General features: G+C 65.1%; 18 protein-coding genes. 10 read left to right on the top strand and 8 right to left on the bottom strand.

Annotated features, from left to right (window positions below):
- Positions 1–16 precede the first annotated feature (16 nt).
- The gene (locus tag ACIQXM_RS06200) at positions 17–427 is read left to right on the top strand and encodes an ACT domain-containing protein (protein ID WP_400929107.1); all 411 of its coding nucleotides are present in this window, start codon (positions 17–19) and stop codon (positions 425–427) included.
- Here the strand turns inward: ACIQXM_RS06200 and ACIQXM_RS06195 are convergent.
- The 7 genes from ACIQXM_RS06195 to ACIQXM_RS06165 all read right to left on the bottom strand — a co-directional run bounded on the left by ACIQXM_RS06195 (position 416) and on the right by ACIQXM_RS06165 (position 6,217).
- The gene (locus ACIQXM_RS06195; protein ID WP_400929105.1) at positions 416–1,024 is read right to left on the bottom strand and encodes an HAD family hydrolase; all 609 of its coding nucleotides are present in this window, start codon (positions 1,022–1,024) and stop codon (positions 416–418) included. The two genes, ACIQXM_RS06200 and ACIQXM_RS06195, sit on opposite strands and share 12 nt — an antisense overlap.
- Positions 1,021–1,200: a hypothetical protein gene (locus tag ACIQXM_RS06190; protein WP_400929102.1), complete on the bottom strand. Its 180-nt coding sequence runs from the start codon at positions 1,198–1,200 to the stop codon at positions 1,021–1,023. The genes ACIQXM_RS06195 and ACIQXM_RS06190 overlap by 4 nt, the downstream gene beginning before the upstream one ends.
- Positions 1,201–1,354: 154 nt before the next feature.
- Positions 1,355–1,684 carry a metal-sulfur cluster assembly factor gene (locus tag ACIQXM_RS06185; protein ID WP_400929099.1) on the bottom strand — a complete coding sequence of 110 codons (330 nt, stop codon included), beginning with the start codon at positions 1,682–1,684 and terminating at the stop codon, positions 1,355–1,357.
- A gap of 38 nt (positions 1,685–1,722) precedes the next feature.
- The gene (gene sufC / locus ACIQXM_RS06180) at positions 1,723–2,520 is read right to left on the bottom strand and encodes a Fe-S cluster assembly ATPase SufC (RefSeq protein WP_227889847.1); all 798 of its coding nucleotides are present in this window, start codon (positions 2,518–2,520) and stop codon (positions 1,723–1,725) included.
- Positions 2,521–2,628: 108 nt separating this feature from the next.
- Entirely contained in the window at positions 2,629–3,960 is a 1,332-nt protein-coding gene (gene sufD / locus ACIQXM_RS06175; RefSeq protein WP_400929096.1) for a Fe-S cluster assembly protein SufD, read from the bottom strand.
- The gene (gene sufB / locus ACIQXM_RS06170; RefSeq protein WP_104054204.1) at positions 3,960–5,435 is read right to left on the bottom strand and encodes a Fe-S cluster assembly protein SufB; all 1,476 of its coding nucleotides are present in this window, start codon (positions 5,433–5,435) and stop codon (positions 3,960–3,962) included. Before sufB ends, sufD begins: the two co-directional genes overlap by 1 nt.
- Positions 5,435–6,217, bottom strand: a complete 783-nt coding sequence (locus tag ACIQXM_RS06165; protein WP_400929092.1) for a helix-turn-helix transcriptional regulator — start codon at positions 6,215–6,217, stop codon at positions 5,435–5,437. The genes sufB and ACIQXM_RS06165 overlap by 1 nt, the downstream gene beginning before the upstream one ends.
- Positions 6,218–6,338: 121 nt before the next feature.
- Between ACIQXM_RS06165 and ACIQXM_RS06160 the strand changes: the two genes are divergently transcribed.
- From ACIQXM_RS06160 to ACIQXM_RS06150, 3 genes are all read left to right on the top strand, one after another.
- Positions 6,339–7,292: an ABC transporter ATP-binding protein gene (locus tag ACIQXM_RS06160; RefSeq protein ID WP_400929089.1), complete on the top strand. Its 954-nt coding sequence runs from the start codon at positions 6,339–6,341 to the stop codon at positions 7,290–7,292.
- Entirely contained in the window at positions 7,289–8,032 is a 744-nt protein-coding gene (locus ACIQXM_RS06155) for an ABC transporter permease (RefSeq protein ID WP_400929086.1), read from the top strand. Before ACIQXM_RS06160 ends, ACIQXM_RS06155 begins: the two co-directional genes overlap by 4 nt.
- A gap of 71 nt (positions 8,033–8,103) precedes the next feature.
- Positions 8,104–9,027: a heme A synthase gene (locus ACIQXM_RS06150; RefSeq protein ID WP_400929536.1), complete on the top strand. Its 924-nt coding sequence runs from the start codon at positions 8,104–8,106 to the stop codon at positions 9,025–9,027.
- A 529-nt stretch (positions 9,028–9,556) separates the two neighbouring features.
- Here ACIQXM_RS06150 and ACIQXM_RS06145 read toward each other — a convergent pair.
- Positions 9,557–10,453, bottom strand: a complete 897-nt coding sequence (locus tag ACIQXM_RS06145; RefSeq protein ID WP_400929533.1) for a heme o synthase — start codon at positions 10,451–10,453, stop codon at positions 9,557–9,559.
- Positions 10,454–10,915: 462 nt separating this feature from the next.
- On the opposite strand from ACIQXM_RS06145, the gene tkt reads away from it, so the two are divergent.
- From tkt to pgl, 6 genes are read left to right on the top strand one after another with little or no spacing between them, the layout of a single operon-like run.
- Complete coding sequence (gene tkt / locus ACIQXM_RS06140; RefSeq protein ID WP_400929083.1) at positions 10,916–13,105, top strand: transketolase; 2,190 nt, start codon at positions 10,916–10,918, stop codon at positions 13,103–13,105.
- 23 nt (positions 13,106–13,128) lie between these two features.
- Positions 13,129–14,244: a transaldolase gene (gene tal / locus ACIQXM_RS06135; protein ID WP_400929080.1), complete on the top strand. Its 1,116-nt coding sequence runs from the start codon at positions 13,129–13,131 to the stop codon at positions 14,242–14,244.
- 4 nt (positions 14,245–14,248) lie between these two features.
- Positions 14,249–15,874, top strand: coding sequence for a glucose-6-phosphate isomerase (locus ACIQXM_RS06130; protein WP_400929078.1), 1,626 nt, complete (start codon positions 14,249–14,251; stop codon positions 15,872–15,874).
- Positions 15,875–17,419 (top strand): glucose-6-phosphate dehydrogenase, encoded by a 1,545-nt coding sequence (zwf, locus tag ACIQXM_RS06125; protein WP_400929075.1) that lies wholly within the window; start codon positions 15,875–15,877, stop codon positions 17,417–17,419.
- Positions 17,416–18,351, top strand: a complete 936-nt coding sequence (locus ACIQXM_RS06120) for a glucose-6-phosphate dehydrogenase assembly protein OpcA (protein WP_400929072.1) — start codon at positions 17,416–17,418, stop codon at positions 18,349–18,351. The genes zwf and ACIQXM_RS06120 overlap by 4 nt, the downstream gene beginning before the upstream one ends.
- Positions 18,348–19,169 (top strand): 6-phosphogluconolactonase, encoded by an 822-nt coding sequence (gene pgl / locus ACIQXM_RS06115; RefSeq protein WP_400929069.1) that lies wholly within the window; start codon positions 18,348–18,350, stop codon positions 19,167–19,169. Before ACIQXM_RS06120 ends, pgl begins: the two co-directional genes overlap by 4 nt.
- Positions 19,170–19,250: the final 81 nt, after the last annotated feature.

Below are 19,250 nucleotides of genomic sequence, written 5' to 3'. Positions count from 1 at the left end.
CCGGAAGAGGCCACGTGTGAAAAACCTGAGTTTGCGTCAATTGCCTGACCGCTATGTCATGGTCCAGCTGGACGCGCGGGACCCGCTGCCGTCATGGTCCACCGGCGCCGTCAGCTTCTCCTCGATCACCCGGACCCAAAGCGAACTCTCGCTCATTGTGCCCCGGCACGTGGTCCCGGCGGACACCGGGTTCGACGGTGAGTGGGACTGCCTGGGCATTGACCAGCAGTTTTCCCTGGACATCCCGGGCATTGCAGCATCAGTAGCCTCGCCCCTGGCAGCCGCGGGCCTCAGCGTCTTCGTGGTGGCAACGGTGGACACCGACTACTTCCTGGTCCGGGACGCTGCAGCTGCAGGCGCTGCGCTGCGGGCGGCAGGCCACAACGTCACGCTGCTGGCTGACGGATTGATCCAGTCAGCTCGCTAGCTGCCGTTCCAGGTCTGTTTCCGGGCCGAAATGCACGGTAGGCAGCCCCAGGGACCGGGCCGCCTCGATGTTTGGCAGGTTGTCGTCCACGAACAGGACATCACCGGGCGCTGCGGCGAGCTCGTTCAGGACGTGTTCGAAGATGCGGACGTCGGGTTTGATCAGGCCCAGCTGTCCGCTGAAGAATGTTCGGGTGAAGTACGCCGGCCAGGATGATTCCCGAAGATAGCGTTCCGACATCCGGACCGGCATGTTGGAGAGCAGCGCCAGCTGCGCGCCAGCTCCGGCAAGGGTTTCCAGAATTCGCAGGGTTTCGGGGTTCAGGTGCGACCACTGCGCGGCATCCAGGTCCTCCAGGGCCCGGACCTTATCAGCGTCCACCGAGTCCCGGCCCAGCACCCGGGCCCAGTATTCAGCGGGCGAGGCAACGCCGGCGTCAAAAGCCTCCCGGTGCGCCCAGTACGGGCTCGACGCCGGTGCCAGCTGCAGCCCGGTTTCCCGTTCCAGTGCAGCCCAGTCCGCCGGCTCCGGCTCAGTGGAAATGACCTTGCCGTAGTCGAACAGATACCAGGTCCCCGAACTGAACCGCACAGTCACTGCTGCACCGCGGGCTCACCGACGTTGACTCCGGTGAAGTCCCGACAGAGCACCCAGCCCGAATCCCCTCTCCGCCGGGATTCCATCAGCAGTGCCCCGCGCATGCCGGTGACAGCTTCCCGAACACCCTCACGGGCCGGCCCGCCAAAGGATTCGAAGCCACCGCGTGGTTCCACGCGGCTATCCGGTCATAGTGAAAGTGCGGATTTTCCATGGGTCAGACGGTACACCGGGCCGGCCGGCCGCGGCGCCGACATGCACCCGACACGCAGGCAGGGCCGCTCCCCCGTTGCCGGGGAAGCGGCCCTGCCTGCGCTTATGCGTACTGCTCTAGATATTGAAGCCCAGCGCCCGCATCTGGTCGCGGCCGTCGTCGGTAATCTTCTCCGGACCCCACGGCGGCATCCAGACCCAGCTCAGCCGCCAGTCGTCCACAATGCCGTCCAACGCCTGTCCAACCTGCTCCTCGATGACATCGGTGAGCGGGCAGGCCGCGGTGGTCAGCGTCATGTCGATCAGCAGCGCGCCGTCTTCGGCATACCGCAGCCCGTACAGCAGGCCAAGGTCAACCACGTTCACGCCCAGTTCGGGGTCGATGACGTCCTTCAAGGCCTCTTCAACGTCCTCCAGGGACGTCTGGGCCAGGTTGGGCTCACTCATCATCTGCTCCTGTGCAGTTGTATCGGTCAGGGTGGCGCCTAGGCCTTCAGGGCGTTGGCGGTTGCGGTGGCTGCCGTGGCATTGGCACCGGTGAAGCGGTCGTAGCCTTCTTCTTCCAGGCGGTCGGCCAGCTCGGGGCCGCCCTGCTCGGCGATCCGGCCGTCAACGAACACGTGGACGAAGTCCGGCTTGATGTAGCGCAGGATACGGGTGTAGTGCGTGATGAGCAGGGTGCCCATTTCGCCCTTGGAGTGCTCGCGGTTGACGCCTTCGGAGACAACCTTCAGCGCGTCAACGTCCAGGCCGGAGTCGGTCTCGTCCAGGATGGCGAACTTCGGGCGGAAGAGCTCCAGCTGGAGGATCTCCACGCGCTTCTTCTCGCCGCCGGAGAAGCCTTCGTTGACGTTGCGCGATGCAAAGTCGGCGTCGATGCGCAGCTGGCTCATGGCCGCCTTGACGTCCTTGGTCCAGTGCCGCAGGGAGGGGGCTTCGCCGTCGAGCGCAGTCTTGGCGGTGCGCAGGAAGTTGGTCATGGTGACACCGGGGACCTCGACCGGGTACTGCATGGCCAGGAACAGGCCGGCGCGGGCGCGCTGGTCAACGCTCATCGACAGGACGTCTTCGCCGTCGAGGGTGATGGAGCCGCTGTCCACGATGTAGCGGGGGTGCCCGGCGATGGTGGATGCCAGGGTGGACTTGCCGGAACCGTTGGGGCCCATGATGGCGTGCGTCTCACCGGTGTTGATGGTCAGGCTGACGCCCTTCAGGATCTGCTTTTTGACATCCTGCTCGGTCAAAATGCTGACGTGAAGATCCTTGATCTCAAGAGTAGACATACGAGTTACGCTTTCTCCTTTGCACGCTCTGGTGCGTATTTAAGCTTCAAAAAGTGTGGGTGGAGCACAGGTCCCCCGGAAACCGGTCCGGCCTCCGGGGAACCGCTGCTAGCTCTCGACTGCTGCGAGCTCGCGCTCAACGGCTTCGGTGAGCCGCTCTTCCAGTGCCGGAACCTTGATCTGCTGGATGATCTCGTTGAGGAACCCGCGGACCACCAGGCGGCGGGCAACATCCTCGGGGATGCCGCGGGCCATCAGGTAGAACAGGTGCTCGTCGTCGAAACGGCCCGTGGCGCTGGCATGGCCGGCGCCTTCGATCAGGCCGGTTTCAATTTCCAGGTTCGGCACGGAGTCGGCGCGGCCGCCGTCGGTGAGCAGCAGGTTGCGGTTGACCTCGTACGTGTCAGTGCCTTCTGCTTCCTTGCGGATCAGGACGTCACCAACCCAGACGGTGTGGGCATCGCGGCCCTGCAGGGCGCCCTTGTACATGACACGGGACTTGCAGTTGGGCACCGCATGGTCCACGAACAGGCGCTGTTCCAGGTGCTGTCCGGCGTCTGCATAGTACAGGCCGAACATCTGGACGTCACCGCCGGTGGCGGTGAAGCGCGACGACGGCGTGATGCGCACCAGGTCTCCGCCGAGGCTGACGACCACGTGCTTGAACTTCGCGTCGCGGCCGATCTTGGCGTACTGCGCGGTGGCGTGCACGGCGTCGTCATCCCAGTCCTGGACGGACACGACGGTGAGTTCGGCACCGTCTTCGAGAACAATTTCGACGTTCTGGGCCAGCGTGGCCGAGCCCTTGTGATCCAGGACCACTACGGCCTTGGAGAACTTCTCCGCGGTGATCACGATGTGCTGCGCTGCGGGATCCTTGCCGGCACCGGTCATGGTCAGCGTGACGCTGCCCTCCACCACGGTTTCAGCCGGGATGGTGACAACGGTGGCTTCGGTGAAGGCTTCCCAGGCGGCTGCAGCGACCAGGTCCTCGGGGATGCCGGCCGAACCGATGCGGGCATCGGTGCGGGCCACGTTCTCCACCACGACTCCGTCGGGGGCCACCACGGCCACCTCCGGTGACGTGCCGGTGAGCTCGGCGGTGTGCAGGCCGCGCAGGCGCTTGAGCGGAGTGAACCGCCAGTCTTCTTCACGTCCGGTCAGTTTGCCGAAGTCGCCGCGGTTGTAGGAGGTCAGGCGGCCAGCGCGTGAGCTGTCCGGAATTCCTGCGCCTGCACCGTGGCTGTGGGACTTGTTGCTGTCGCCGCCCAGAACCGAGGAGGAATCGTTGAGCGGGGAGAGGTTCTCTCCCTCTTCAGTGAATCCGTCAATCCGGACCCGGCTGTCCCCTGAGGGCGCACCAATCCGGGCCTTGACTTCCTCTACTGCATTGCTGACCTTTTCGGTCACGTTTTCGACGACGTCGTTAAGCTTCGACATTAACCGACGGCTCCTTCCATCTGGAGTTCGATGAGGCGGTTGAGTTCAAGGGCGTATTCCATCGGCAGTTCACGCGCGATCGGCTCAATGAAGCCGCGCACGATCATGGCCATTGCCTCGTCCTCGGGAAGGCCGCGGGACATGAGGTAGAACAGCTGCTCCTCGCTGACGCGCGAAACAGTGGCTTCGTGGCCCATGGTGACGTCATCTTCACGGATGTCCACGTACGGGTACGTGTCCGAGCGGGAGATGGTGTCCACCAGCAGGGCGTCGCAGCGCACGGTGTTGGCCGAGTGCTTGGCGCCTTCGCGGACCTGGACCAGGCCGCGGTAGGCAGCACGGCCGCCGCCGCGGGCAACGGACTTGGAGATGATGGAGCTCTTGGTGTTGGGGGCAATGTGGACCATCTTGGATCCGGTGTCCTGGTGCTGGCCCTCGCCGGCGAAGGCGATGGACAGGGTCTCGCCCTTGGCGTGCTCGCCCACCAGGTAGACAGCCGGGTACTTCATGGTGACCTTGGAACCGATGTTGCCGTCGATCCACTCCATGGTGGCGCCCTCGTGTGCAATGGCACGCTTGGTGACCAGGTTGTACACGTTGTTGGACCAGTTCTGGATAGTCGTGTAGCGGACGCGGGCGCCCTTCTTCACGATGATCTCCACCACGGCAGAGTGCAGCGAGTCCGACGTGTAGATCGGCGCGGTGCAGCCCTCAATGTAGTGGACGTAGGAATCCTCGTCCGCAATGATCAGGGTGCGCTCGAACTGGCCCATGTTTTCCGTGTTGATGCGGAAGTAGGCCTGCAGCGGGATTTCCACGTGGACGCCCTTGGGGACGTACACGAAGGAGCCGCCGGACCACACGGCAGTGTTCAGCGAGCCGAACTTGTTGTCGCCCACCGGAATCACGGTGCCGAAGTACTCCTGGAACATCTCCGGGTGTTCCTTGAGCGCGGTGTCAGTGTCCAGGAAGATGACGCCCTGGCGTTCCAGGTCCTCGCGGAGCTGGTGGTACACAACCTCGGACTCGTACTGGGCTGCGACGCCGGATACCAGGCGTCCGCGCTCAGCCTCCGGGATGCCGAGCTTCTCATACGTGTTCCGGATGTCCTCGGGGAGGTCTTCCCAGGTATTGGCCTGCTTCTCCGTGGAGCGCACAAAGTACTTGATGTTGTCGAAGTCGATGCCGGAGAGGTCTGCACCCCAGGTAGGCATGGGCTTGCGGTCAAAGTACTTCAGGCCCTTGAGGCGAAGGTCCAGCATCCACTGGGGTTCGTTCTTTTTCGCCGAGATGTCCCGGACGACTTCCTCGCTGAGCCCGCGGCGGGCGTTGGAGCCCGCTACGTCGGAGTCGGCCCATCCGTATTCGTAGGTACCGATGCCCTCGAGTTCAGGGTTCTTCTCCAGGATGTCTGAGATCACAGAATCCGGCACCGCGGCGGGCGCCGTTGACTTCTGGGTTGCTTGATCCGTCATCACGGCCTTTCTTGCTGATGAATGGATGTGGACTGATGGGTTTCGGCGGGCACGCTGACGTGCGCCTCGTTCCTGGTGCGGCCCACGGGGATGTGGGTCGTACAAACATGCCCTCCCCGCGAAAGCGTGGACAGTCGACGGACGTCCACGTTCAGCAGGCGGGCAAAAACTTCGGTTTCCTTGTCGCAGAAGACCGTGTAGGCACTGGCAAGCCCCTGAATGGGGCAGTGTCCCTGGCACAGCTGCACGCTGAGCAGCGTGCTGGGCTGCTTGGCCGTTCCGATCATGGTGGTTGAGCCAACAAAGCCGTCCTTGGTCAGTTCAGCCGCCAGGGCCTGCGCCTTGTCCTGAACGGCCGGCCCCGCAGCCTCGACAGCCGGGCGGTAGCGCTCTTCCATCCGGTCAAAACGGTCCGCGGCGAAGCGTTCAATGGCCTCCGGACCCGCTGCGAGGCCGAGCTGACGCAGAGCCTCGGTGGCGATGTCCAGATAATCATTGCCCAGATACGCCTGGCCCTGCTTGCTCAGGACATAGCGCCGGGCGGGACGTCCGGCACCGGAGGCCGGGTTGCTCACCCGCTTGACTTCGATCAGTCCCTTGGCGGACAGCGCGTCGAGGTGCCGGCGGACGGCTGCGGGCGTAAACCCCAGCTGTTCACCGAGTTCAGCCGCGCTGACGGGGCCCTGCTCAAGCACCGCACCCAGGACGCGGTCCCGGGTACGTTCCTCCGCTTCGCGGGCTGCTGCCGGTCTGGCTACTGCCTTCGGCTCAGAGTTACTCATGGAATACACAACACAAGCATGACCTAATCTGTTCCCGCACGCCACTAAGGTCAGGCTTCCCACTGCCGAAGGGGTCCGGTGCGGGTGCATCCTGCTGTACTACCTAACGTAGAATATGACGGTGCCTAACGATGAACCCTGCCTGACTATAAAGGGCCTGATAAAGGACTGCGGTCCGGTAGCCGGTCTCGACGGCAAAATGATCCGAGTTCTGGCCGGTGTGGATTTCTCCGCCCGCCGCGGTGCGGTTACAGCCCTGCTGGGAGCCAACGGTGCGGGCAAGACCACCACGCTGGAGTGCGCCCAGGGGCTGCAGCCCATTAACGGCGGCGAAGTGATGCTGCTGGGGCAAAACCCCTACGGTGCAGGAGCCGATCTGCGCAGCCGGGTGGGGGTCATGCTCCAGGACGGCGGCCTGCCGCCGTCGGCACGTCCCGTTCCGCTGCTGCGCCACATTGCCTCCATGTATGCGGACCCACGTCCCGTGGACGAGCTGGTGGCCCGGCTCGGCATCGGCAGCTTCGCGAACACCAATATCCGCCGGCTCTCCGGCGGCCAGAAACAGCGGCTGGCCATGGCGGCGGCACTTGTCGGCCGCCCGGAAGTCCTTTTCCTGGATGAACCCAGCGCCGGCCTGGACCCGCAGTCGCGGCAAATAGTCTTTGACCTGATCTCCGAGCTCCGCGCCGACGGACTGGGCATCATCCTGACCACCCATTTGATGGACGACGCGCAAAAGCTCGCGGACTATGTGTACATCATCGACGCCGGCAAGACCGTGGCGCAGGGCACGGTGGCCGAGCTGACGGCCCAGACCGGCGAGCTGGCCGAGCAGCGGCTGCTCACATTCGACGCCGTTCCCGGACTGGACCTCGCCGCCGCCGGGCTCTCCCATCTGGGCCTGACGGAATCCGCCGCCGGACATTACACCCTGCGCGGGCCGATCACACCCGCTGACATTGCCGCGCTTTCCGCGTGGTGGGCCCGGCTGGATATCCTTCCTTCCTCCCTCCATATGGCCTCGAGAACCCTCGAAGACGTCTTCCTTGACCTGTCCGGAAGGGAAATCCGATGAGCGCCCCCGCTTCCCTGCCCTCACGCATCCTGAATCAGGGACGCTACGAGGCCGTCACCATGCTCCGCAACGGCGAGCAGCTGATCCTTGCCGTGTTCCTGCCCCTGATGGCACTGGTTGCACTGTCGGTGACGCCCATCCTGGACGGCTACGGCACTTCACGCGTGAATATGGCTACCCCGGGCATCCTGGCGCTCTGCGCCATGTCCACCGCCTTTACCGGGCAGGGGATCGCCACAGGCTTCGACCGCCGTTACGGCGTCCTGCGCTTCCTGTCCACCACACCGTTGGGTAAAGCCGGGCTCATTGCCGGCAAGGGAATCGCCGTCGTCGCCGTCCTGGCCATCCAAGTGGTGGTGGTGAGCATTGTTGCCGCCTTCCTGGGCTGGGAGCCGTCCTGGTCCGGAATTCCGGTGGCTCTGCTGTCCCTGCTGATCGGCGCAGCGGCATTTACCGCCCTGGGCCTGCTCGTAGCCGGAACCGCCCGGCCCGAGGCAACCCTGGCCGTCACCAACCTCGCGTGGATCCTGCTGGCAGCCGTCGGCGGCATCATCATCCCGGCCGGAAACCTGCCCGGGACCATGCAGCCCTTCGTGGAGATCCTGCCGTCGGCCGCCCTGGGTGAAGCCATGCGTTCGGCACTCATCGATTCTGCGTTGAATATTCCCGCCACGCTGATCCTGCTGGCGTGGACAATCCTGGGCGGCCTTGCGGCCGTCCGCTGGTTCAAATGGAGCTAAATCCCGTGTCACCCACTTCCCCCGGCTCTGCCGCCCCAACTGCCGCGGGCTCCTCCCCCGCCGTGAGCAGGATGGTGCGCGCCTTCGCGGTCGCCTCGCTGGCGGCCAACATTGCCATCGTCGTTACCGGCGGCGCCGTGCGCCTGACCGCCTCCGGACTCGGCTGCCCCGAGTGGCCCCTGTGTACCCCGGATTCGCTGACCACGACGGCGGAAATGGGCATCCACGGGATCATCGAGTTCGGCAACCGGACCCTGACCTTCGTCCTGGCGGCCATCGCGTTTGGCATGGTGTTCAGTATCTGGAAGATCCGGGCGGAGCGCCGCGACCTGTTCCGGCTCTCAATTGCCCTGCTGGCCGGCATCCCGGCCCAGGCCGTGCTGGGCGGCATCACCGTGTGGACCGGCTTGAACCCCTGGATTGTGGGCGGGCACTTTGTTCTGTCCATGGTCCTCATTGTCCTGGCCACAGTGCTGGTGAACCGAGTCTGGCTGTCTCCTCAGCAGCTGGCTTCCGTCAATGGTCCGCTGGCTCCGCGCACCCTGCGTCCGCTGCTGGGTGCGCTCGGTGTCCTGTCCGCGCTCGCCGTCCTGCTCGGCGTCATCGTGACCGGTTCCGGCCCGCACGCCGGTGACCACGGAGCGGCTCGCAACGGGCTGGACCCGGACCTGGTGACCCGCCTGCACGTGGTGCCGGTGTATCTTCTGGTCTTCACCCTGGTTGTGTCTCTCTATCTGGTCTACCGGCATGCAGCCGTCGATGTCCGGATGCGCAATGCGCTGCTGCTGCTCACCGCCGTCGTACTGCTTCAGGCCGTCATCGGCTACACGCAGCACTTTATGCACCTTCCGGTGGTGCTGGTGGCCCTGCACATGCTGGGCGCCTCGCTGCTCACCGCAGCCGCCGCCCATGTGGTCTTCACCGGACTTGCCCGGCAGGTTCCGGGCCGGGACACTGTTGCAGCTCCGGCCCGAACCGGCGCCGTCCGCCGCTAAGGCCCTACGGCACTACGGCGCTACGGCGCTACGGCGCTACGGCGCTACGGCCGAAGTCTCGGCCAACCCGCAATGGGTCGGATTCACTGGAACCCGGCCCATTTTGCTGTCCGGGGCTGTGTGGTTCGGCGGTGCTTAGCGGGGGTGGGATCGAGAGTCGACAACATGCCGGAATAGGCGGCCGGAAGCGGCATCAGCTCGTCACTCGGTGGGCTGGGACCGGACAGGCAGCGGCTGGGCACGGCCCGGTCTGGGACAGAGGCTCGGAGGGCAGGGCGTAGGCCAGAGGTTCCTGCTCACACACCGCCGGGGCAGGTGCTCGGGTCCTGCTGCGCATTCGAGTGTTTAGGTCAGGCGCCAAAACCTGTTCGAGAGTCGACATCGCGCCGGAATAGTCGGCCGGAAGCGGCACTACCTCGCCAGTCGGCGGGAAACATAGGCGGGGAACACAGGCCGGAGAACGAAGAAAGGACCGGAGGAAACCTCCGGTCCTTTCTTGATGTCAGCAGTTCGGTCAGCCGAACGTCCCCTACAGCAGCGCGGAACCGACAAACGGATCCACGGCCAGCGCCAGGAACAGGATGGTCAGGTAGCTGATGGAGCCGTGGAAGACCTTCATGGCGGTCTTGTCGGTGAGGTTCTCACCCTGGGCCCGGTTGTGCAGGCGGTGGGTCTCCACGAGGAACCAGACACCGGACAGCACGGCTGCCAGGGTGTAGACCCAGCCGGCGCCGCCAACGGGGATCAGCAGCAGCGAGCAGGCCACGGTGGCGTAGGCGTAGAGGACGACCTGGACCGAAACGAGCTTGGCACCGGCAACGGCACCGAGCATCGGCACGGAGGCGTTGCGGTAGTCCTCGCCGTACTTCATCGACAGCGGCCAGTAGTGCGGCGGCGTCCACAGGAAGATGATCATGAACAGGATGATGGCGGGCCATTCAACCTTGTTGGTGACGGCGGCCCAGGCGATCAGGACCGGCATGCAGCCGGCGGCGCCGCCCCAGACTATGTTCTGGGTGGTGCGGCGCTTGAGGATCAGTGTGTAGAAGACCACGTACAACAGGATGGCGCCCACGCCCAGGAGGCCGGTGAGCGGATTCGCGCCAAACCAGAGCAGGGCAATGGAGATGATGCCCAGCGCCCAGGCAAAGACGAGGGCCTCGCGGGGAGAAACTTCACCGGTGACCAGCGGGCGGTTCTTGGTCCGCTGCATCAGCTTGTCCATGTCGCGGTCAATGTAGCAGTTGAAGGCGCCGGCACTTCCAGCCGCCAGCGCCCCGCCGACCATGGTGAACACTACGAGCCACAGGCCGGGAAGGCCGCGCTCCGCAAAGATCATGGTGGGCAGCGTTGTCACCAGCAGCAGTTCAATAACCCTGGGCTTGGTGAGCGCCAGATAGGCCCGGAGCTTACGGCCTGCCGTCATCTTGCCGGTATGCACCGGAAGGTTGGCGGGGGCTTGCTGCGTTGTCACGGGGCGATCACATCATCCAATCTGGGCCGAAAAGTCCACCATCATCATAGCCTCTATCGGCTGTAGAAAACGAAGCCCTGCACAGCCGCATCCCCGGGAAGCCTGAACACCGCCTGCGCACCCGGCTCCCGACGCGGACAGTCCCGGTTCAGGAAACGATACGCCCAATGACCTTGCTCACGGGATAAGGTTGGATCGGACCCGTCCTTCGGCGGCAATATTGGCGCCGGAGCGCACCATCCGGGACCGTGCAGGACAAAGAATTTGCCAGCTCCCGGTAAGGATTCTCCTCATCGGGGTGTTGTTGTGGTTAATGAACCGGTTTGAACTGGGGAAACCAGTGCAGCCGAGAGTCTCCGGCGCTATTCGCGCCGGTCATCTGTAGTAGAGAGGGGCCCGGTAAACGTGCCACATATGGAAGAGCAAGAACTGACCTGGACAGATCTGGACCGCAAGGCAGTGGACACCGTCCGTGTCCTGGCTGCTGACGCCGTCGAGAAGGTTGGCAACGGACATCCCGGCACCGCGATGAGCCTGGCACCGGCCGCTTATCTGCTGTTCCAAAAGATGATGCGCCACGATCCGTCGGATCCGCAGTGGACCGGAAGGGACCGGTTTGTACTCTCCCCCGGGCACACCTCCCTGACGCTGTACATCCAGCTCTTCCTCTCCGGTTACGGACTGGAACTCGAAGACCTTGAGTCACTGCGCACGTGGGGTTCCAAGACCCCGGGCCACCCGGAGTACCGCCACACCGACGGCGTCGAAATCACCACCGGCCCGCTCGGCCAGGGCCTGGCCTCCTCCGTGGGCTTCGCCTTCGCCCAGCGCCGCATGCGCGGCCTGCTGGACGCTGACGCACCGCAGGGCGAGAGCCCGTTCGACCACACCATCTGGGTTATTGCGTCCGACGGCGACCTCCAGGAAGGCGTCACCAGCGAGGCTTCCTCACTGGCCGGCCACCAGGAACTGGGCAATCTCGTGGTCATTTACGACGAGAACCACATTTCCATTGAAGATGACACGGACATTGCCTTCACCGAAGACGTCCTGAAGCGCTACGAAGCCTACGGCTGGCACACCCAGCGAGTGGACTGGACCAAGACCGGCGAGTACGTCGAAGACGTTCATGAGCTGTACAACGCCCTGATGGCGGCCAAGGCCGAAACCGGCAAGCCGTCCATCATTTCGCTGCGCACCATCATCGGCTGGCCCGCACCGAACAAGAAGAACACCGGCAAGATCCACGGCTCCGCACTGGGCAAGGATGAACTTGCCGCGCTGAAGGAAGTTATGGGCTTTGACCCGGACAAGACCTTCGACGTGGATCCCGAAGTCCTGGAGCACGCCCGCAAGGTGGTTTCCCGCGGGGCTGAAGCACACAGCGAGTGGAACAAGGGCTTTGAGGCGTGGAAGGCAGCAAACGCCGACGGCGCCGCCCTCCTGGAGCGCATCAGCAACGGCACGCTTCCCGAAGGCTGGGAAAAGTCGCTGCCCGAGTTCGAGGCCGGCAAGGAAATGTCCACCCGCGCCGCTTCCGGCAAGGTGCTCTCCGCCATCGGCCCCGTACTGCCCGAACTGTGGGGCGGCTCTGCGGACCTCGCCGAGTCCAACAACACCACCATCGAGGGCTCCCCGTCCTTTATCCCGGCCGGGAAGCAGACCAGCGCCTGGTCCGGAAACCCGTACGGCCGCGTGCTGCACTTCGGTATCCGTGAACATGCTGCGGCGTCGATCGTCAACGGCATCACGATGCACAGCAACACCCGCGCCTTCTCCGGTACGTTCCTGATCTTCAGCGACTACCAGCGTCCGGCCATCCGGCTTGGTGCCCTGATGGGTGTTCCGTCCATCTACGTGTGGACCCACGACTCCATCGGCCTGGGCGAAGACGGCCCCACCCACCAGCCGGTGGAGCAGCTCGCTTCGCTGCGGGCGATTCCGGGCCTGGATGTTGTGCGCCCCGGTGACGCCAACGAGGTTGCCGTGGCCTGGAAGACCATCCTGGAAAACACGGAAAACCCGGCCGGCATCGTGCTGACCCGCCAGAACATTCCCACCTATGAGCGCGGCGACGGCGCTGCCACCGCTGAGTCCTTCGGCTCCGCCGAGGGCGTGTCCCGCGGCGGCTACGTCCTGGCCGAAGCGGTCCGCGACGGCTCCGTTGTTACTCCGGACGTCATCCTGATCGGCACCGGTTCCGAGGTCCAGCTGGCTGTTGAGGCCCGCGAGGCCCTCGCCGCCGAGGGAATCGCGGCGCGCGTGGTTTCCATGCCCAGCATCGAGTGGTTCAACAAGCAGGATGCACAGTACCGCGAGTCGGTTATGCCCAAGGAGATCAGGGCCCGCGTTTCGGTGGAAGCCGGAATTGCCCAGGGCTGGCGTGAACTTGTGGGGGACGCCGGACGCAGCGTGTCCCTTGAGCACTTCGGTGCCTCCGCGGACTACAAGACCCTCTACCGCGAGTTCGGCATCACCGCCGACGCCGTCGCCCAGGCCGCGCGCGACTCGCTCGCGGCAGCGAACGGTTCGGACACCCCGCCGTCGGGCACCACTGCCGCTCCGTCAGGCGAGCCGTCCACCGAAACAGGCGACCAGAAGTAATTCCAGCAACAAGGAGACTATTCATGACTTCCACACCCACCGCACGGCTTTCCGAAGCCGGCGTATCCATCTGGCTGGACGACCTGTCCCGCGAACGCATCGTGTCGGGATCCCTCAAGGACCTGATCGACAACAAGAACGTCGTTGGCGTCACCACGAACCCGAGCATCTTCGCCGCAGCCCTGGCCAACGGCGAGTCCTACGCCGCCCAGGTGCAGCAGCTCGCCCGCTCCGGGGCCGACGTGGACAAGGCAGTCTTCGAAATCACCACCGATGACGTCCTCCAAGCCTGCGACGTCTTTGCACCCGTGGCCGAAGCCACGCACGGCGTGGACGGCCGCGTGTCCATCGAGGTTGACCCGCGCCTCTCGCGCGACACCGAGGGCACCATCAAGGAAGCCCAGGAGCTGTTCGACAAGGTTGGCCGCTACAACGTGCTGATCAAGATCCCGGCCACCAAGGAAGGCCTGCCGGCCATCACTGCCACGCTGGCCGCGGGCATCAGCGTCAACGTCACCCTGATCTTCTCGCTCGAGCGCTACCGCGAGGTCATCAATGCCTACATGGCCGGCATTGAACAGGCCCGGGAAAACGGACATGACCTGTCCAAGATCCACTCTGTTGCCTCCTTCTTTGTGTCCCGCGTGGATGCAGAGATCGACAAGCGCCTGGACGCCGTTGGCACCGACGAGGCCAAGGCCCTGAAGGGCAAGGCCGGCCTGGCCAACGCCCGTCTGGCCTACCAGGTCTTCGAGGAGCAGTTCGCCACCGAGCGCTGGCAAGTCCTGGCAGCAGCCGGAGCAAACGCGCAGCGTCCGCTCTGGGCCTCCACCGGCGTCAAGGACCCGGCACTGCCGGACACCCTCTACGTCACGGGACTGGTGGCACCGCACACGGTGAACACCATGCCGGAGAAGACCCTGAACGCCACGGCGGACCACGGAGAGGTCACCGGCGACACCGTCACCGGTACCTACGAGGAGTCCGGTGCCGTCCTGGATTCGCTGGACGGTCTCGGCATCTCCTACAGCGACGTTGTGGAGCAGCTGGAAACTGAAGGCCTGGACAAGTTTGTGGTCAGCTGGGGAGAACTCCTCGAGACCGTAAACACCGCACTGGAAACCGCAAAAGAGGCATAAAACAATGACCACACTGTCCTTCGAAGCAGCCGGAGCTGCGCTGGCCGCCGTCGAAAAGAACGTTCCCGTACTGGTTCGTGACGACGTCGCCGCCCGCCTCCTCGCCCAGGATCCCACGCTGTGGGGACCGGACGCAGAGGCGGAGGCTTCCATCCGGCTCGGATGGCTGAATCCTTCACAGGCCTCCCGGCCGCTCGTTGGACAGATCCGCGGGCTCCGGGAAGAACTGGCCGCCGAGGGAGTGACCCGCGTGGTCCTCGCCGGCATGGGCGGTTCTTCCCTGGCCCCGGAGGTCATCACCCGCACAGCTGGCGTGGACCTGACAGTCCTGGACTCCACGGACCCCGACGTCGTCCGCGCCGCCCTGGCAACCGGACTGGAGGAGACCGTCATTGTGGTCTCCTCCAAGTCGGGCTCCACTGTGGAAACCGACTCCCAGCGCCGCGTCTTTGAGCAGGCTTTCACCGACGCCGGGATTGACGCCAAGTCCCGCATCGTCGTCGTCACCGATCCGGGTTCACCCTTGGACGGTGCCGCCCGCGAAGCCGGCTACCGCGCCGTCTTCAACGCCGACCCGAACGTTGGCGGCCGGTATTCCGCCCTGACCGCTTTTGGGCTGGTTCCCTCCGGCCTGGCCGGAGCCGACATTGAAGCACTGCTGGACGATGCCGAAGACGCCCTGGAAATCCTCAGCGACAACGCTGCGGACAACATCGGCCTGCAGCTCGGTGCCGCCCTGGGCGGAACGGACCCGCTGCGCAACAAGGTGGTCATTGTGGACGAAGGATCCGGCCTGGCCGGCTTCCCCGACTGGGCCGAACAGCTCATCGCCGAGTCCACCGGCAAGCTCGGCACCGGACTGCTGCCGGTCGTCGTCGAACCCGGCGCCCCCGAACTCACCTCCGGTGCAGCGGACGTCCTGACCGCACGCCTCGTGGCGGTGGACTCGGAGGCCGCACCCGAGGGCGATCAGGTGGTGGTGGCCGGAACCCTGGGCGGCTCCATGATGCTGTGGGAAATTGCCACTGCCGTGGCCGGCCGCCTGCTGGCCATCAATCCTTTCGACCAGCCGGACGTGGAAGCGGCCAAGAAGGCTGCGCGCGGCATGCTGGACGCACGCCCGGAACCCACCGAACCGTCCTTCACCGACGGCTCGGTGGAGGTCCGCGGACCGGCAGAAATGCTGGCCAACGTTGATACCCTTGCCGGCGCCCTGGCTGCCCTCACGGCACAGCTCGGCTCCGACGGCTACCTGAGCATTCAGGCCTACCTGGACCGGGACCGGCAGGCAGAGCTCGCCGGCATCCGTCCCGAGCTGGCCGCCGCCACCGGCCGTCCGGTCACCTTCGGCTGGGGCCCGCGCTTCCTGCACTCCACCGGACAGTTCCACAAGGGCGGCCCCGCCCAGGGCGTGTACCTTCAGATCACCGGTGTTCCGCAGCAGGACCAGGACGTCCCCGGCCGTCCCTTCTCCTTCGGCGAACTGATCACGGCGCAGGCCGCCGGCGACGCCTCCGTCCTGGCGGACCAGGGCCGGCCCGTGCTGCGCCTGAACCTGCTGAACCGGGAACAGGGCGTCCGGGAACTCGAAGCCGCCGTCCGGAGCCTCGCTGAAGGCGGTCGCGCATAAATGGCGCCTGATGAGAAGGCACTGCCGGCCAACCCGCTGCGGGACCCGCGTGACCGCAGGCTCTCCCGCATTGCCGGGCCGTCCTCCCTGGTGATCTTTGGGGTCACCGGGGATCTGGCGCGGAAGAAGCTCATTCCCGCCGTCTATGACCTCGCCAACCGCGGCCTGCTGCCTCCCAGTTTCTCGCTGGTGGGCTTTGGCCGCCGGCCGTGGAGCAATGAGGAATTCGCTGCCCAGGTGAAGGAATCCGTCCAGGCCAACGCCCGCACGGATTTCAACGAAAACGTCTGGAGGCAGCTTGCCGAGGGGATCCGGTTTGTGGAAGGCGGCTTTGACAGCGACGAAGCATTCGCCAAGCTCAAGGAAACCCTTGAGGAGCTGGATACCGACCGCGGCACCCGCGGCAACCACGCGTTCTATCTGTCCGTTCCGCCGAAGTCCTTTGAACAGGTCTGCCAGCAGCTCTCGAAGCATGGCCTGGCCACGCCGTCGGAGGGCAAGTGGCGCAGGGTGGTCATTGAGAAGCCCTTCGGCCACGATCTGCAGTCCGCGCGCGAGCTGAACGATGTGGTGGAGTCGGTGTTCCCTGCGGATTCCGTCTTCCGCATTGACCATTACCTCGGCAAGGAGACGGTCCAGAACATCCTGGCGCTGCGCTTTGCCAACCAGCTCTTTGAACCGATCTGGAATGCCAACTATGTGGACCATGTCCAGATCACCATGGCCGAGGACATCGGCATCGGCGGCCGCGCCGGATATTATGACGGCGTGGGTGCTGCCCGCGACGTCATCCAGAACCACCTCCTGCAGCTGCTGGCCCTGACGGCAATGGAGGAGCCCATCTCCTTCAACGCTGATGACCTGCGTGCTGAAAAGGAAAAGGTCCTGGCCGCAGTCCGGCTGCCGAAGGACCTGTCCAGGCACTCCGCCCGCGGACAGTACACCGGCGGCTGGCAGGGCGGGGAAAAGGTCACGGGCTTCCTGGAGGAAGAAGGCTTCAACCCGGACTCCACCACTGAAACGTTCGCCGCGATCCGCCTGGACATCAACACGCGGCGCTGGGCCGGGGTCCCGTTCTACCTGCGGGCCGGAAAGCGGCTGGGACGGCGGGTCACCGAGATCGCCGTCGTCTTCAAGCGCGCACCGAACCTGCTCTTCCGGGACCACAATGACCACGACTTCGGCCAGAACGCCGTGGTCATCCGCGTGCAGCCCGATGAAGGCGCGACCATCCGCTTCGGCTCCAAGGTTCCGGGCACCCAGATGGAGGTCCGGGACGTCTCCATGGACTTTGGCTACGGACACTCCTTCACGGAATCCAGCCCGGAGGCCTATGAACGGCTGATCCTGGACGTGCTGCTGGGAGAGCCTCCGCTGTTCCCCCGGCACCAGGAAGTCGAACTGTCCTGGAAGATCGTGGACCCGTTCGAAGAGTACTGGGCATCCCTGGACAGCCAGCCGGATCCCTACGCCCCCGGCAGCTGGGGTCCCGACTCCGCCGATGAACTGCTTGCACAAGACGGAAGGACCTGGAGAAGGCCGTGATTGTAGAACTGCCGGACACAACAACGTCCAAGGTGTCCAAGGAAATCGTGGCCATGCGGGAAAAGGGCGGCGTGGTCACTCTGGGCCGCGTGCTGACCCTCGTCGTGGACACCCAGCCCGGTTTCGTCGAGGAAGCCATTGCAGCAGCCAATGAGGCAAGCCGGGAGCACCCCTGCCGAATCATTGTGCTTGCCAACGGTTCACCGGAGGATGACACGCGCCTCGACGCCGAAATCCGCGTGGGCGGCGATGCCGGAGCCTCCGAAGTGGTGGTCCTCTACGGACACGGTGAGCTTGCCGGGGAAAGCGTGTCGCTTGTCTCGGCTCTGCTCCTGCCGGATGCCCCCATAGTTGTCTGGTGGCCGCACGGAGTGCCGGAGAACCCTGCGCAGACTCCCCTTGGCTGTATTGCCCACCGGCGGATCACCGACGCCGCCACCGAAGATGACCCCAAGAAGGCCCTGCTGTCCCTGGGCAGCGACTATGCCGACGGTGACACCGACCTGAGCTGGACCCGCCTGACCAATTGGCGGATCCAGCTGGCGGCCGTCCTGGAGGGCGCCGGCTCCGAGCCTGTCCGTGCCGTGACGGTGGCGGGTGCCTCGGACTCCGCCAGCACCTTCCTGCTTGCCGCCTGGCTCCACCACGCCCTGAAGGTTTCGGTGACCCTGGTTGAGGATGAGCCGGGTACGGGGATCCGGGAAGTGATTTTTGAACGGGACGGCGGCAACGTGGAACTGCACCGGCCGGACCAGGTGACGGCACATCTGACCCAGCCCGGCCAGCCGGAGCAGCAGATTGCCCTGCCGCGCCGCAACCTGCGCGATTGCCTGGCCGAGGAACTGCGCCGCCTGGACCCGGATGAAGTGTACGGCGAAGTACTGACTCAAGGACTGGCATCCTGCCTGTCCCAGAAAGGGGTAAACGCATGAGGCATTCTCCCAACGGAGTGAGCATCCATCCGGATGTTGCTGCTCTGACTGCGGCCACCGCCGCCCGGCTCATCACCAAGTTGGTGGACGTGCAGAGCCGGCGTGGAACGGCAACAGTGGTGCTCACCGGAGGAACCGTGGGAATTGCCGTGCTCGACGCCGTTGCCACCGCCCCGGCGCGGGTTGCCGTTGACTGGTCCCGCGTTAATTTCTGGTGGGGTGACGAGCGGTTCCTCCCTGCCGCCGACGCCGACCGCAACGCCGTGCAGGCCGCTGAGGCGCTGTTGACGCGGCTGCCCGTCGATCCCGCCAGGATTCATCCTGTGCCCGCGTCCGATGAGGTCGCCACGGTCGCGGATGCGGCGGCCGGCTATGCCCAGGCGCTGGCTGAGGCTGCCGCTGCAGAGGAACTGGCGCCGGGCTTTACCTCCGTCGATCCCAGGCTCCCCCGCTTCGATGTGCTGCTGCTCGGGGTTGGCCCCGACGCCCACGTCGCGTCCCTGTTCCCCGAAATGGCCGGTGTCCGCACCGAAGGCCAAACCGTGGTGGCCGTCAGCAACGCACCCAAGCCGCCGCCCGAGCGCGTATCGCTGTCCATGGAGGCCATTAACACGGCTGAGGAAGTCTGGCTGACGGTGGCCGGCGAAGACAAGGCTGCCGCAGTGGGCCTGGCGCTGGCCGGAGCGGGCTCCGTCCAGGTTCCCGCCGCCGGAGCACGGGGACGCACCAAGACCCGTTGGCTCATTGACCAGGCCGCCGCGTCCCAGCTTCCCGATCGCCTGCTGGACCCGGAAGGCACCGGTCCGGTCGACGACTAGGGACCGGAAGACCGGCAACATAAAGTCCGGAAACACAAAGAGGCCCCGGGATCCTTGCGGATCTCCGGGGCCTTGATGCTT

The sequence above is a fragment of the Arthrobacter sp. NPDC097144 genome, assembly GCF_044762205.1.
Taxonomy (GTDB): Bacteria; Actinomycetota; Actinomycetes; order Actinomycetales; family Micrococcaceae; genus Arthrobacter_B.
Note: the sequence above shows the minus strand (reverse complement) of the source record. Positions and strands in the feature narration are given on the sequence as shown.

Excerpts from the sequence above, each read along its gene's own strand:
- tal (WP_400929080.1), top strand. The coding sequence starts at position 13,129 with ATGACTTCCACACCCACCGCACGGCTTTCCGAAGCCGGCGTATCCATC.
- ACIQXM_RS06145 (WP_400929533.1), bottom strand. The coding sequence starts at position 10,453 with ATGACGGCAGGCCGTAAGCTCCGGGCCTATCTGGCGCTCACCAAGCCC.
- pgl (WP_400929069.1), top strand. The coding sequence starts at position 18,348 with ATGAGGCATTCTCCCAACGGAGTGAGCATCCATCCGGATGTTGCTGCT.
- zwf (WP_400929075.1), top strand. The coding sequence starts at position 15,875 with ATGGCGCCTGATGAGAAGGCACTGCCGGCCAACCCGCTGCGGGACCCG.
- ACIQXM_RS06150 (WP_400929536.1), top strand. The coding sequence starts at position 8,104 with ATGGTGCGCGCCTTCGCGGTCGCCTCGCTGGCGGCCAACATTGCCATC.
- tkt (WP_400929083.1), top strand. The coding sequence starts at position 10,916 with ATGGAAGAGCAAGAACTGACCTGGACAGATCTGGACCGCAAGGCAGTG.
- sufD (WP_400929096.1), bottom strand. The coding sequence starts at position 3,960 with ATGTCGAAGCTTAACGACGTCGTCGAAAACGTGACCGAAAAGGTCAGC.
- sufB (WP_104054204.1), bottom strand. The coding sequence starts at position 5,435 with ATGACGGATCAAGCAACCCAGAAGTCAACGGCGCCCGCCGCGGTGCCG.
- ACIQXM_RS06185 (WP_400929099.1), bottom strand. The coding sequence starts at position 1,684 with ATGAGTGAGCCCAACCTGGCCCAGACGTCCCTGGAGGACGTTGAAGAG.
- ACIQXM_RS06165 (WP_400929092.1), bottom strand. The coding sequence starts at position 6,217 with ATGAGTAACTCTGAGCCGAAGGCAGTAGCCAGACCGGCAGCAGCCCGC.
- sufC (WP_227889847.1), bottom strand. The coding sequence starts at position 2,520 with ATGTCTACTCTTGAGATCAAGGATCTTCACGTCAGCATTTTGACCGAG.
- ACIQXM_RS06155 (WP_400929086.1), top strand. The coding sequence starts at position 7,289 with ATGAGCGCCCCCGCTTCCCTGCCCTCACGCATCCTGAATCAGGGACGC.
- ACIQXM_RS06130 (WP_400929078.1), top strand. The coding sequence starts at position 14,249 with ATGACCACACTGTCCTTCGAAGCAGCCGGAGCTGCGCTGGCCGCCGTC.